Consider the following 13387-nt stretch of genomic DNA (forward strand, 5'->3'; position numbering starts at 1 on the left):
AATCGTTCGTGAACACTTATGTCTTAGCCTACTCCTCCAGCTAGCGCGAGTTCCCTAAGTACGAGAGAATAGTAAGCATGCAAATCACTGAGAATTTTGAGAAGCAGAAGACTAATGTTGAGTCTTTCGACCTGGATCATACCGCTGTGGCGGCTCCCTACGTGCGTGTAGCTGACCGTAAGATTCTGCCGGGTGGGGACGTCCTGATTAAGTACGATGTGCGTTTCACCCAGCCGAACAAGGGTCACCTGGGTATGAAGGCAGTTCACTCGATTGAGCATATGACCGCCCACCACATGCGCAATCACACCGACGCTCTGATTGACTTCTCCCCCATGGGCTGTCAGACCGGTTTCTACGCCCTGACCCTGGGTGTTGAGCCTGCCGATTTTATGCAGATTCTTGAGGCTACGATGAATGACCTGCTGCAGGCCGGTGAGGTTCCGGCCGCTAACGAGGTTCAGTGCGGCTGGGGTGCTAACCACTCGCTCGACGAGGCCCAGGCTGCGGTTCGTGCTTTCCTCGAGAAGAAGGACGAGTGGGAGCAGGTGATGGCCTAGTGTCGGCTTTTGATCTTCCCGGCGGTTTTGATAACGCCGCTATCGTGCAGGTAGCCATGGACGAAGAGGCTGCCCCCTTCCTCGCTAAGACCGAGCCGGTCGGTGAGGCCTATGCCCTGGGTGAGGCCCTTTTCTACCCCCGGGTGCTTGCTACCGGTACTGACGAGCTGAAGATTCTGCTGGTGCGTTCAAAGATTGGCCTGGTCAATGCTGCCACGGCCCTGTCTGTTGCCCTGGCACTGGTACCCACCCCGCGCGTCATTGTGTCTGCCGGTACCGCCGGCGGCCTGCGCGCCGACGTAAATGTGGGCGACCTGGCTATCGGCACCGACTACACCTACACGGACGCGGACGCCACCGCCTTCGGCTACGAGTTCGGGCAGGTTCCCGGCATGCCCGCAACCTACGCCACCGACCCGGTGCTGGTTGAGAAGGCCCGCGCTGCCGCAGCGGCTTACACCGGTGAAGGCAGCGCCCTCTTTGGGCAGATGCTGGCCGGTGGGTCTTTTGTTACCGCCCACAACGTCAAAGACACCCGCCAGCTCTTCCCCCAGGCGCTTTCCACCGACATGGAAACCACCGCCCTGGCCCAGATTAGCTCCAGCCGCTTTCTGCCCTTCATCGCGGTACGCGGTATCTCTGACCTCTGCGGCCCGGCAGCCGACCAGGACTTCCACATGGACGCCCCCATCGTGGCCGAACGAAGCGCCACCCTGGTGCTTGACCTGCTCAGCCGCTAACCCGCATCCGCCCCGCTCCACCCGAGAGGAAAACCAATGCAAAACCATACCCTGCGCGACGGCACCTCAATCCCTCCCCTGGGCTTAGGCACCTACCCGCTCAACAACGTAGACGCCGAGGTCGCCGTCTCTGAGGCCATCACCCGCGGCTACCGCCTCATTGACACCGCGGTGAACTACGAGAACGAGGTGGGTGTTGCCCGCGGCGTCCTGCGCTCAGGCACTGCACGCGATGAAATCTTCGTGCAGTCCAAGCTGCCGGGGCGCGACCACGGCTACGAGCCTGCCCTCCGCTCCCTCGAAGGCACCCTGAGCCGTATGGGTTTTGACTACCTCGACGCCTACCTGATCCACTGGCCTAACCCCTCCCAGGGCCTCTATGTCGATACCTGGCGGGCTCTCATCAAAGCCCAGGAAGAGGGGCTGGTCAAGTCCATCGGCGTCTCTAACTTCCTGCCCGAGCACATCGACCGTCTGATTGAAGAAACCGGCGTAACCCCCGCCATCAACCAGATCGAGCTGCACCCCTACTCACAGAAACAGGACTGGGCAGCCTACAACCTCGACCACGCCATTCTCACCCAGTGCTGGTCACCCCTGGGCCGCAAAACTGACCTGCTCAAGGACGCCGCCCTCGAAACCATCGCCGCCGAGACCGGTAAAACCGTAGCCCAGGTGATTCTGCGCTGGGAGGTCCAGAAGAACCTGGTACCCCTGCCCAAGAGCTCCAACACCCTGCGCATGGAAGAAAACCTGGCAGTCTTCGACTGGGAACTCACCGACGACCAGATCGCCCGCATCGACGCACTCGAAGCTGGCGTAGGCCGCGGGTTTGACCCGAATACTCACGAAGAGATGTAGTATCTGGGTGCGGCAGGCTCACAGCGAAGCTGCTGGCTCGGGGCTGGCGTGAATCGCTTGTGAGCGCTAGCGAACCAGCGAGAGGGTCGGCAGCGAGCGTGAGCCTGCCGCGCCCATCATCTCTGATAAAGAAGTTCCCGGAATAAGAGTTCTTATTCCGGGAACTTTTTGTATGTTCTCTAGCCGATGCCGAGAATGGTCTTGGCCTGTTCAACGTCGGCGTGCATCTGCTCAATGAGTGCTTCGACGCCGGTGTAGGCGACCATGCCGCGCAGGTAGTCGACGAATTCTAGGGTGACGTGCTGCCCGTAGAGGTTAAAATCTTCCACCTTCTCTTGGGGGCGGCCGATGACGTGGGCTTCGACCTGGCGGGTGGTGATGCCTTCGAAGGTGGGGTTGGTTCCCACCGATACGGCAACGGGGTGGCGGGTTCCGTCCTCGTCAATCAGCCAGCCTGCGTAGACCCCGTCGCCGGGTACGAGGCCGACGGAGTCGACGTCCATGTTGGCTGTGGGGAAGCCGAGTTCGCGGCCGCGGGCGGCACCGTGCACGACTTCGCCGCTCATGTAGTGGTTGCGGCCCAGAATGGAGGCGGCGTCGCGCACCCGCCCTTCGGCGAGCAGCTGCCGGATGGAAGTTGATGAGCAGCGGCGGTCGTCGTGGGCGAGCAGGTCTTCAACAACGAGTACCTCAAAGCCGTATTTTTGGCCGAGTTCCTTCATGGTGTTGAGGTCGCCGGAGTTATTGGTGCCGAAGCGGACGTCGTCGCCGATGACCACGAATTTGGCATTGAGGGCATCGACGAAGGTTCGTTTGACGAATTCTTCGGGAGTTTGGGCGGCGAAGGCAAGGTTGTAGTGCAGCAGCAGGTAGTAGTCGACGCCGAGGTCAGCGAGGATTTTTTGGCGGCCGTCCTGCCCCATGATTTCGATGTGTACCCCGGCAGGGCCGTGGACGCGGGCGGGGTGGGGGTCGAAGGAGACGGCAACGGAGGAAAGGCCGTGCACTTTGGCGGTGTTGACCAGGGTGGAGAGCACTTTTTGGTGGCCGATGTGCACGCCATCGAAGTTGCCGATGGTGACCACGGTGGGGCCGAAGTCGGCGGGGATCTGGGCGAGATCGGTAAAGCGCTTCACTGTGCTCCTCGGTTGGGTTGCTTCGTGTCTATACTACGCGTATTTGGGGCCTTCTGCTGAGGGCAGGCGGACGCCGGTGGTTAGCGGGTGCGGCTGGGGCGGGTTTTGTTGAGCCACCAGAGGCCTACCATGGGCAGGATCAGGGGGATGTAGCCGTAGCCGGAACCGAAGTGGGACCAGACAGAGGCCAACTCAAAGTGCTGGGGTTGTAGGTAGGAGAAGATGCCGATGAGGAGCACGCCGGCCATTTCGATGCTGACGGCGGCCAGGGAGATTTTCCAGGCCCCCTCCCCCTTCTTAGCCAAAGCGATGGTGGCAACCAGGTAGATGAGGGCTGAGAGCGCTGAGAGACTGATAGATAGCGGGGCTTCATCGAACTTGCGGATGACCTGGTAGAGGGCCCGGGCCCCTGCGGACAGGGTAAAGACGCCGTAGATGACGACGAGCAGGCGGCCAAAGCCGCTATTTTTTGTAGCGGAGGCTTTGTTCTGTGTTTGATTCATTGTCTTCTTCCATCTCCCATGCAATGTTGATGCTGCTCTTATTGGCGTTTCTGGCCTTGAGCGCAGGGCGTGCGCTTGTAGCCGACTGGCTGGGGCTGGCATGAATTGGGTGAGCGCCCCAGCGCGAGCCCAAGAAGGTTAGTCGGCGAGAGCGCACGCCCTGCGCTTATTCTTGTAATGCTCCAGCTCATCGCCCTAGTAGTAGTACCAGAGCATATTCATGCGGTGCACCATAATGATCAGCACCGGCCCGGTTAACCCTAGTACCAGGGTTGACCAGCGGGTGCGTTCTGCCAGGGACCAGATGAAGGTGCCCACTGGAATAATCATGGCGGTGAGCAGATATCCGTAGTATTCGAGCCAGTCGCCACTGGGCCCGTCGGTGAGTGTCTGCATAATGATGGAGCCAACCAGGTAAACAATCAGGAAGGCTTCAAGAACGATGACTGATCCCTGCGACCAGTCGTCGGGGGCAGCGCCGCGGAGGAATCTGGTGAGGCAGATCAGGAAAGAGACGGTACCGAGAGCAAGGCTAATCCAGAACCAGAGGTCGAGTCCGGCAATCATCATGGTGTGGGGCTCCTAGAAGGTTCGACCGGCTTCGAAGACAAGCACGGGGGCGGCGACGTTTTCGCGGCGGAAGCGGGTGTTTTCGATAAGGGCTACGAGGGTACCGTCCGGGGCGAAGGCTGCGCTAATGCCGTCGGTGGTGGGTTTGTCGTGCCCGCCGGTGGAGCCGGTTGTGCGGCTGGGGCTAGCTGGCGCACTGCCTTCAGTGGGGCTAATACGGCGGCCATTGGCAAGGTCGGTTGCTTCGGCGGCGGTGAGCTGACGGACCTCAAAGAGACGGCGGGCTGCTTCTTCGATGGGCAGCAGCGGGGCTGGCTGTTCTGCCTCCCGCCCAGCGATGAGCTCATCGAGGGTGTGGGCGTCGTCAGCACGGATATCACCGATGGCTGTGCGGCGCAGGGCAGTAAGATGGGCGCCGGTTCCGAGGGCGGCACCCAGGTCGCGGGCTAGAGCCCGGATATAGGTACCTGCTGAACACACAACGGTAACGTCGAGGTCGAGGACGTCGGCGCTCGCCTCTTCGTCACCTAGCTGGTAGCTAGCGGTGGTGGGGCGCATTTCGTGCAGATCGAAAGAGTGCACGGTGATGGGGCGGGCTTCAAGTTCGACGTCTTCCCCTGAGCGCACGCGGGCGTAGGACCGCACCCCGTTCACTTTGATAGCCGAGACAGCAGAGGGTACCTGCATGATATCGCCGGTAAGCTCGGCGATGTGCCGCCTGATGGCGTCCTCGCTCACGACCGCTAGCGTACCCTCTTCAGCAATAGCGGTGGCGTCGCCGTCCGCGTCGTCGGTGAGGGTGGAGACGCCAAGACGAATCGTGGCGGTGTAGGTTTTGGTCTCCCCCACCACCCAGGTCAGTAGGCGGGTTGCCTTATTGACGCCAAGAATAAGCACCCCCGTGGCCATGGGGTCGAGGGTTCCAGCGTGCCCGACTTTGCGGGTGCCGGCGATCCACCGCATTTTGGAAACCACATCGTGGCTGGTTAATCCGGCGGGTTTATCAACAACGATCAGGCCCGAGGGCCCGGTGGGTGCTTTCTTGGCCACGGTTTAGGCTTCGTCTTCCTCAGTCTCGGTGTTCTTGTAGGCGTCCTCGCCACCGGCGTATTCGGCGCCTTCACGGGCAGCAGCCAGTTCGGCGTCGCGTTCCTTGGTCTTGCGCAGCAGGTCTTCGATGTGGGCTGCATTGACGGGTACTTCGTCGGGGACGAAGGTGAGGGTGGGGGTCAGGCGCGCTGTGATGTTCTTGCCGACCTCTGAGCGCAGGATGCCCTTGGCTGATTCGAGGGCAGCCTTGGTGGATGCCTGCTCTTCTTCGGAGCCGAAGACGGTGTAGTAGATGGTGGCGTGCTGGAGGTCGTTGGTGACGCGGGCGTCGGTGACGGTGATGAAGCCGAGGCGGGGGTCCTTGATGCGGCGTTCGAGGGCCTGGGCAACGATGACCTTGATGCGGTCTGCTAGGCGGGCGGCGCGTGCCGGATCTGCCATGATGTTCTCCTTCTCTAGAGAGGTGTCTATGTTTAAGTGTAAAGGCACCCCAGGGTTCGCGGCGAAGCTGCTGGCTCGGCGGCTGGCGTGAATCGCCTTGTGAGCGAAGCGAACCAGGCGAGAGGGTCTGCAGCAAGCGCGAACCCTAGGGTGCCTTAGCGTGATTGCTAGGTTATGTACCCGGCATACCGGCGGGGCGGGGCGCCCCAGAGCCGGCTGGCCGGGTCTGGCGTTAAGGGATGCCGGCGGGTGGGGCGCCCCGCCCGCCGACGTCCTTAATATCAACCAGGTAGAAGCCTAGACGCGGGGCTTTTCCTGCATCTCCCAGGTTTCAATGACATCGCCTTCCTTGATGTCGTTGAAGGAGCCCAGGCCGATACCACACTCGTAGCCTTCGCGGACTTCGGTGGCGTCGTCCTTGAAGCGGCGCAGGGATTCGATGGTGAGGTTGTCGGCGACAACTGCACCGTCGCGTACCAGGCGGGCCTTGGAGTTGCGCTTGATGATGCCGGTCTTGACGATGGAGCCTGCGATGTTGCCCCACTTGGAGGAGCGGAAGACTTCGCGGATTTCGGCGGAGCCGAGTTCGACTTCTTCGTATTCGGGCTTGAGCATGCCCTTGACGGCTGCTTCGACTTCTTCGATAGCGCGGTAGATGACGGAGTAGAACTTCATTTCTACGCCTTCACGGTCGGCTAGTTCTGCCACGCGTTCGGCGGGGCGGACGTTGAAGCCGATGATGATTGCGTTATCGACGGTTGCCAGGTTGACGTCGTTCTGGGTGATAGCACCTACGCCGCGGTGGATGACGCGCAGCTGAACTTCGTCGCCGCCTACCTCGATCTTCATGAGGGATTCTTCCAGGGCTTCAACAGCACCGGAGACGTCGCCCTTGATGATGAGGTTGAGGGTGTCCATCTTGCCTTCTGCCACTGCGGCGTCGAAGGATTCGAGGGTGACGCGCTTGCGGCGCTTGGCCAGCTGGGCGTTGCGGTCGGCTGCTTCACGCTTTTCGGCGATCTGGCGGGCGGTACGTTCTTCTTCGGTGGAGAGGAAGGTGTCGCCTGCGCGGGGCACGGTGTTGAGGCCGAGTACCTGCACGGGGCGTGAGGGGCCGGCTTCTTCGACGTTGTTGCCGTTTTCGTCGAACATGGCGCGGACGCGGCCGTAGGCGGAGCCTGCGACGATGGCGTCGCCGACTCGCAGGGTACCGGACTGGACGAGGACGGTGGTGACGGCACCGCGGCCCTTGTCGAGGTTAGCTTCGATGGCTACGCCGCGGGCTTCCTTGTTGGGGTTAGCCTTCAGTTCAAGGGCGCCGTCGGCGGTCAGGGTGACGGCTGCGAGCAGTTCGTCGATGTTCTTACCCTGGCGGGCTGAGACCTCTACGAACATGGTGTCGCCACCGTATTCTTCGGGTACCAGGCCGTATTCGGTGAGCTGACCGCGGATCTTGTCGGGGTTAGCGCCTTCCTTATCGATCTTGTTGACGGCAACAACGATCGGTACGCCTGCGGCCTGGGCGTGGTTGAGGGCTTCAACGGTCTGGGGCATGACGCCGTCGTCCGCAGCTACTACCAGGATCGCGATGTCGGTGACCTTGGCACCGCGGGCACGCATGGCGGTGAAGGCCTCGTGACCGGGGGTGTCGATGAAGGTCAGGTAGCGCTCTTCGCCATCGACCTCGGTGTGGATCTGGTAAGCACCGATGTGCTGGGTGATGCCGCCGGCTTCACCGTCGATGACGTTGGTGTTGCGGATGGCGTCGAGCAGGCGGGTCTTACCGTGGTCGACGTGACCCATGACGGTCACGACGGGCGGGCGTACTTCAAGTACTTCGTCGTCCTCAGCCTCGGCTTCGGCAGCCAGGTTGATGTCGAAGGATTCGAGCAGTTCGCGCTCTTCGTCCTCGGGGGAAACGATCTTAATGACGTAGCCCAGTTCGGCGCCGAGCAGCTCGAAGGTGTCCTCGTCGAGGGACTGGGTCTGGGTTGCCATTTCACCCAGGTGAATCAGTACGGTTACCAGGGCTGCGGCGTTTGCGCCAATTTTCTCGGCGAAGTCCATCAGTGAGGCACCGCGACGCATACGGATCTCGGTGGTACCGTCGCCGTGGGGTACGGCTACGCCACCGATGGTAGGCTGACGCAGCTGCTCTTCACGACGCAGAGCTGACTTAGTCTTGCCCTTCTTCTTTTTACCGCCACCGCGACCGAAGGCGCCCTGGGCGTTGCCGCGCCCGCCACCGGGGCCACCGCGACCGGGGCCGCGGTTGAAGCCGCCGCCACCGTTACCGCCGCCGGGGCCGCCTGAGCCACGACGGGGGCCGCCACCTGAGGGGGCACCGGCGCCGCCACGGGCACCGACGTTACCGCTCATCTTGGTGGGCATCATGTTGGGTGAGGGGCGGTTGCCGCCACCTGCGGGTGCGGGGCGGGGTGCGCCGCCGGCAGGACGGGGGCCACCGGCACCTGCACCGGCGGGGCGGGGTGCGTTGTTGCGTCCGCCTGCGGGGCGGGGACCACCGGCACCGGCAGGACGGGGTCCGCCGGGGTTGTTACCGCGGGCGTTGCGGCCACCTGCGGGGCGAGGGCCACCTGAGCGCTCGCCGCGCTCATTGCGGTCGTTGCGCTTGCCCATGCCCTGTGAGGGGGCGAAGGGGTTGTTGCCGGGGCGGGGGCCGGGCTTAGCGCCAGCAGGCTTGGGAGCCGCGGGCTTAGGAGCTGCCGGCTTAGGTGCAGACATGCCCTGGGTGGTGGAGAAGGGGTTGTTGCCGGGGCGGGGGCCAGCGGGCTTCGCGGCGGCGTCCTTCTTCTCAGCGGTAGGTGCAGCCTCAGCTGCGGGCTTGGGGGCAGCAGGAGCTGCCGGGGTAGCCGGCTTAGGTGCGGGAGCACCAGGCTTGGGAGCGGACGCACCCGGCTTAGGCGCAGATGCACCGGGCTTGGGAGCGGACGCGGGGGCGGCAGCCTTCTTCTCAGCGGCGGGAGCCTCTGCAGAGGCAGCAGCGTTGGGGAAGGCGGCACGCAGTTTCTTTACAACGGGCGGTTCAAGGGTAGATGATGCACCCTTGACGAACTCGCCAAGTTCCTGAAGCTTTGCGACAGCTTCTTTTGAGGGGATTCCGAGTTCTTTAGCGATCTCGTGAACGCGGGGCTTAGCCACTTTTCTCCTGTTCTGGTTCGCACCGAACAGGGGCGAACCTTCAGTTTGTATGAGGTGTCAGCTGGGTTGCAGCTGGGTTTTTGCCGGTGGGCGAGCACAGGAAAGTACTCATTGCGCGGCACTCATCGGGTTTCCATCAGTTTTCTGACTCGCTTTCGTACACAGTAAGTCGTCAAACTCGTTGACATTGTTGGTTCGCCACCCCTTGAGCGGGGTTGAACCGGCACCCCATTATGCTGGGATCACCAGTTCCTTGGCTTCGACCCGGGTTCTAAAAGCCCTGGCGAGCGCGTTTTTCTTAAGCGCTTGGGCAAGGCATTCGGGTGTGTGGTGGAGCCAGGCTCCACGCCCCGGGAGGTTTTTGGCCCGATCAAAGACTGCACGCGGTGGTTCAGTCTGTGTGAGGGCGATACGGACGAGGTCGTGGGCGGGTGCTGTGGTTCGGCAGCCGATGCAGGTGCGGACGGGGGTGTGCAGCTGGGGCGCTCCCTTCGTGTTGTTGACCTGTTTACTGCCAGCTCATGAGCGCGAGCTGGCAGGCATGGCTGGCTGCTGACCAGCCATGAGCACTCTATAGTGATGTGACCTCTATAGACCAGTTTAGCCCCCTTGCGGGGGCTAACGGCAAATATGTTAGTCAGCTCTCTTATTCAGCGTCAGATTCGGGCGCTTCTTCAGCGCTTTCTTCCTGGGCTGCTCGGGCTGCTGCCATTGCGGCTTCGTATTTGGAGGCTGAGATGATGTCGATACGCCAGCCGGTGAGCTTAGCGGCCAGGCGGGCGTTCTGCCCTTCCTTGCCGATGGCTAGGGAAAGCTGGTCATCGGGCACGATAGCACGGGCTGAGAAGGTCTTACGTTCAGTGACGGTAACTTCGCTGACCTTAGCCGGTGAGAGAGCTGCGGCAATGAACTCTTCGGGGCTCTCGGAGTGGTCAACGATATCAATCTTCTCGTTGTTGAGCTCACCCATCACCGCGCGAACTCGGGCGCCCATTTCGCCGATGCAAGAACCCTTGGGGTTAACACCGGGCTTGGTGGCGCGTACAGCGATCTTGGTGCGGTGGCCGGCTTCGCGGGCAATGGCCATGATTTCGACTGAGCCATCGGCGATTTCGGGAACCTCGTGCTCAAAGAGGCGACGCACCAGGTTGGGGTGGGAACGAGAGAGCACGATGGAGGGGCCCTTGGGTCCGCGCTTGGCTTCAAGCACGTAGGCGCGGATGCGGGTGTTGTGGGCGTAGCGCTCACCGGGCACCTGCTCGTTGGTGGGCAGCACAGCTTCAAGGGTGCCCAAATCAACGTGAATCATGCGGGGGTTGGGGCCCTGCTGGATAACACCTGAAATCAGCTGACCTTCGCGGTCTTTGAACTCACCGAGCACGGCTGATTCCTGGGCATCGCGCAGGCGCTGCTGAATGACCTGGCGGGCGGTAGAAGCCGCGATACGACCAAAGTTGTTGGGGGTATCGTCGAACTCACCAATCTGCTGGTCATCTTCATCGAGCTCAGGAGCCCAGATAGTGACCTTGCCGCTGGTGCGGTCAAGCTCAGCGCGTGAGCCACGGATGGCACCGGGCTGCTTCTGGTAGGCCAGGAGGATGGCGCTCTCAATCATCGGGATCAGCGTGTCGATTGAGATGTCGCGCTCTTTTTCGAGCAGGCGGAGGTTGCTCAAATCAATGTCCATAGTTGGCCCTTCCGTGTAACACGGTGCCGGGGCAAAAAGCTCCGGCACCGCTTGCGGTGTATGTTCGCGCACCTACGGCGCGCTGCCTCAAAAGTATTGAGTTGTGGTCTTGTCTTTATATTCTAGCGATTACTTGCTAGCGGTTGAATTCAATTTCTACCTTTGCAGCAGAAATTGTGCCCCAGGGTAGGGCGACGGCGTCGCGGTAGCTTTCGGGTTGCCCCTTCTTGGTTTCCTTCTTACGGCGAATAACCGGCCCCTCATCGGTGACGAAGTCGAGGCGGGCCAGGTACTTCTCTCCCCCGGCTTCGGTAATCTCAATCAGCCGGTCGATTGAGCGTTTCCAGTGGCGGGTTTCGGTCAGGGGGCTGGTCACACCGCGCGATGACACCTCAAGGGAGTAGGGCACTTCACCGTCATCAGCATCATCAAGAGCGGCTGACAGGGCCTGGGAAACCTCAGCAATGGTATCGAGAGACAGGGCATCGGTACGGTCTTCGGGGTAGTCCACCACGATTTCTAGGGTGCGGTTAGCGCCGCTGCCCTTAGCGGTCAGTTTCTCCAGCACCAGCTTGAACTCCTGCTCCACCACCCGGGTGACGGCCTCACGCACGCCCTCGACGCTCACAAAGCTACCGGCAGGGGCTTTCTTGGTGATGCCCTGCTCAGCGCGGGCAGCGGCCCGGCGCTCGCGGGCGTTGGGGGCGTCCTTTTTACTGGCTTTGGGTGATGCCATCGCGCGTAGCTCCTGGTGTCTAGGGGTAGGTAAATCCGTTCAAGCCTACCACCGGCTCCCAGTACGTCAGCCGAGAATTCGCTGAGGGCGGGCAGGCTACGGGACTTTTTGGCAGAATGGGAGGTGGGCTCTTGCCCGTCTGTTTTGTGTGAGAGGTAGCTGCCTATGAATCGCTCTGTTCGTCTGACCCCGGTACTTGTGGCCGCTCTATTAGCTGGTCTGCTGGTGGTGCTCCTTGCTGTGGGCTGGTTTTCGCAGCGGCAGGCGGAGCAGGTCCGCGCTGACCTTAGCGATCAGAGCACCATGGCTGCTCAGCTGACCGCCCTGCAGCAGGCAGCTGATGAGTCGGGTCAGGACGCGCTGGGGCAGGCGGCGCAGGCCGCCCTTGAGACCCTTGCCCCTGCGGCTCAGGACGTAACGGTTACGGAGTATGAGCCGGTAGAGCAGCAGCTCCAGAGCACGGTTTCGGCCCTGCTGGAGCTAGGTTTTGCGACCCAGGACGCCGGTGATCGGGCTCGGGCTCTCACAGCCGTTGCGGATGTGTGGCAGGCTGCCCGCCAGGACGGGCTGACTACTGCCGCCTACCCCGAGGCCCTGACCGATGAGATAGCACATATCAGTAGCTACACCTGTGGTGATGAGGGGCTTACTGCCGGTGCCCCCGATAGTTCAGGCAGTGAACAGGTTGTACAGCCTGCCTCCCTACTGCCCCTGCAGCAGAGTATCTATCAGCTCAACTACGTCAGCGAGGTCTACGCCGCCCGTGCCGAGCAGGGCTATACGGACGTAGCAGCCCAGGCAGCTCAGCTAGCAACAGCTACCACCGATATGGGGCACCTAGCTGCCCCCGTCCTGACCTGCTACGGGGTCTTTGAGGCGCCCGCGGCGTCCTACCCCCTTGTCGAAGCAGCGGACGCTTCCCCGCAGATCACCGACTTCACCGCGGCTATTGAATCCAACGCCCGCGCTGCCCTGGCCGACCAGACCCTCGCAACGTCAGCAGATGATATTGAAGCCCTCGCCCTCATTCTGGCCCTCGATAGCCAGGAGCTTGCTGCCTAAAGGGTACCCAGAATATCGGTGCCCAGCTTAATAATGAGGGCGCTGACTACCACAATCATCATCCAGCGAATAAAGCGGCTCCCCCGAGCCAGCGCCGTACGCGCTCCCAGGTAGCCACCCACCATATTCGCTGCTCCCAGCAAAAGGCCAAGAGCCCACACCTGCTGACCTGCCACCGCAAACAGCACCAGAGCTCCCAGGTTAGTAGCGGCATTAATAATCTTGGTCTGGGCTGTTGACTGCAAGAAGCTGTAGCCCATCAACGACACCATGGCCATCATCAGAAAAGAGCCGGTGCCAGGGCCCAGCAGCCCGTCATAAAAACCGATGATCGTGCCGATTCCCAGCCCCACCATGAGGTGCTTGAGCCCCCGGTGTTTTAGCTGGGTCAGTTCACCGAGTGAAGGCTTGAACACCGTGTAGACCAGCACCAGCATCAGCGCCAGTACGATGATGGGCTTGAAGAGTTCTTCGGGGAGGGCTGTGGCGACCAGGGCCCCGCCCATGCTGGTCACAAAGGCCAAGGACGCCGCAGGTAGGGTGGTGCGCACATCAACCGGGGTGCGCCGCAGGTAGGTTGCGGCGCTGGTGAGGGTACCGAAGACAGACCCCAGCTTGTTCACGGCGAGGGCTTGCACCGGTGAAAGCCCAGGAACCATGAGAACCGCAGGAAGCTGAATCATGCCGCCGCCGCCCACAACGGCGTCCACCCAGCCAGCGGCTAGGGCAGCCAGAAGCAACAAAACTAGCGTGGTCGGCTCAAGGCCGAGAGAGTCAAAGCCGAGGGTATCGAGCACGCTTCTGCCTTTCCTGGGAGTGCGGTTAAACCACAAGGTACCATCTGAGTCAGAAATGACCAGCTCGTTGGTGGTCTTTTCT

The 13387-nt window shown here is 61.7% G+C and carries 14 protein-coding genes; 4 read left to right on the forward strand and 10 right to left on the reverse strand.

Annotation, left to right across the window (positions count from 1 at the left end; genetic code table 11):
- The first annotated feature begins 77 nt into the window (after window positions 1–77).
- Genes ACFP6B_RS04895 through ACFP6B_RS04905 form a run of 3 tightly spaced genes read left to right on the forward strand, consistent with a single transcriptional unit; the run spans window position 78 to window position 2161 of the window.
- On the forward strand, window positions 78–560 hold the full coding sequence (locus tag ACFP6B_RS04895) for an S-ribosylhomocysteine lyase (protein ID WP_377127569.1): 483 nt from the start codon (window positions 78–80) through the stop codon (window positions 558–560).
- Window positions 539–1300 carry a 5'-methylthioadenosine/S-adenosylhomocysteine nucleosidase gene (mtnN, locus tag ACFP6B_RS04900; RefSeq protein ID WP_377127572.1) on the forward strand — a complete coding sequence of 254 codons (762 nt, stop codon included), beginning with the start codon at window positions 539–541 and terminating at the stop codon, window positions 1298–1300. The genes ACFP6B_RS04895 and mtnN overlap by 22 nt, the downstream gene beginning before the upstream one ends.
- Before the next feature lie 36 nt (window positions 1301–1336).
- Entirely contained in the window at window positions 1337–2161 is an 825-nt protein-coding gene (locus ACFP6B_RS04905) for an aldo/keto reductase (protein WP_377127575.1), read from the forward strand.
- A gap of 179 nt (window positions 2162–2340) precedes the next feature.
- On the opposite strand, the gene ACFP6B_RS04910 is transcribed toward ACFP6B_RS04905, so the two are convergent.
- The 9 genes from ACFP6B_RS04910 to ACFP6B_RS04950 form a co-directional block, all read right to left on the reverse strand.
- The gene (locus tag ACFP6B_RS04910) at window positions 2341–3297 is read right to left on the reverse strand and encodes a bifunctional riboflavin kinase/FAD synthetase (RefSeq protein ID WP_377127578.1); all 957 of its coding nucleotides are present in this window, start codon (window positions 3295–3297) and stop codon (window positions 2341–2343) included.
- Between the two features lie 80 nt (window positions 3298–3377).
- Window positions 3378–3800 (reverse strand): hypothetical protein, encoded by a 423-nt coding sequence (locus ACFP6B_RS04915; RefSeq protein ID WP_185173284.1) that lies wholly within the window; start codon window positions 3798–3800, stop codon window positions 3378–3380.
- Between the two features lie 195 nt (window positions 3801–3995).
- Window positions 3996–4370: a hypothetical protein gene (locus tag ACFP6B_RS04920; protein WP_377127582.1), complete on the reverse strand. Its 375-nt coding sequence runs from the start codon at window positions 4368–4370 to the stop codon at window positions 3996–3998.
- Window positions 4371–4382: 12 nt separating this feature from the next.
- Window positions 4383–5420, reverse strand: a complete 1038-nt coding sequence (gene truB, locus ACFP6B_RS04925) for a tRNA pseudouridine(55) synthase TruB (protein ID WP_377127585.1) — start codon at window positions 5418–5420, stop codon at window positions 4383–4385.
- Between the two features lie 3 nt (window positions 5421–5423).
- Window positions 5424–5861 carry a 30S ribosome-binding factor RbfA gene (gene rbfA, locus ACFP6B_RS04930; protein WP_237198489.1) on the reverse strand — a complete coding sequence of 146 codons (438 nt, stop codon included), beginning with the start codon at window positions 5859–5861 and terminating at the stop codon, window positions 5424–5426.
- A gap of 297 nt (window positions 5862–6158) precedes the next feature.
- On the reverse strand, window positions 6159–9023 hold the full coding sequence (gene infB / locus ACFP6B_RS04935) for a translation initiation factor IF-2 (RefSeq protein WP_377127588.1): 2865 nt from the start codon (window positions 9021–9023) through the stop codon (window positions 6159–6161).
- A 231-nt stretch (window positions 9024–9254) separates the two neighbouring features.
- Complete coding sequence (locus ACFP6B_RS04940) at window positions 9255–9500, reverse strand: YlxR family protein (protein WP_336603471.1); 246 nt, start codon at window positions 9498–9500, stop codon at window positions 9255–9257.
- Window positions 9501–9669: 169 nt separating this feature from the next.
- Window positions 9670–10710 carry a transcription termination factor NusA gene (nusA, locus tag ACFP6B_RS04945; RefSeq protein WP_377127591.1) on the reverse strand — a complete coding sequence of 347 codons (1041 nt, stop codon included), beginning with the start codon at window positions 10708–10710 and terminating at the stop codon, window positions 9670–9672.
- A gap of 136 nt (window positions 10711–10846) precedes the next feature.
- A complete protein-coding gene (locus ACFP6B_RS04950) occupies window positions 10847–11446 on the reverse strand; it encodes a ribosome maturation factor RimP (protein ID WP_377127594.1) in 600 nt (199 codons plus the stop codon).
- Window positions 11447–11611: 165 nt separating this feature from the next.
- Here ACFP6B_RS04950 and ACFP6B_RS11440 point away from each other — a divergent pair, with 165 nt between their 5' ends.
- Window positions 11612–12508 carry a hypothetical protein gene (locus tag ACFP6B_RS11440; RefSeq protein ID WP_237209471.1) on the forward strand — a complete coding sequence of 299 codons (897 nt, stop codon included), beginning with the start codon at window positions 11612–11614 and terminating at the stop codon, window positions 12506–12508.
- Here ACFP6B_RS11440 and ACFP6B_RS04955 read toward each other — a convergent pair.
- A complete protein-coding gene (locus tag ACFP6B_RS04955) occupies window positions 12505–13305 on the reverse strand; it encodes a TSUP family transporter (protein ID WP_377127597.1) in 801 nt (266 codons plus the stop codon). The genes ACFP6B_RS11440 and ACFP6B_RS04955 overlap by 4 nt on opposite strands.
- Window positions 13306–13387: the final 82 nt, after the last annotated feature.

It is taken from the genome of Rothia nasimurium (assembly GCF_042660305.1).
In the GTDB taxonomy this organism is placed as follows: Bacteria; Actinomycetota; Actinomycetes; order Actinomycetales; family Micrococcaceae; genus Rothia; species Rothia nasimurium.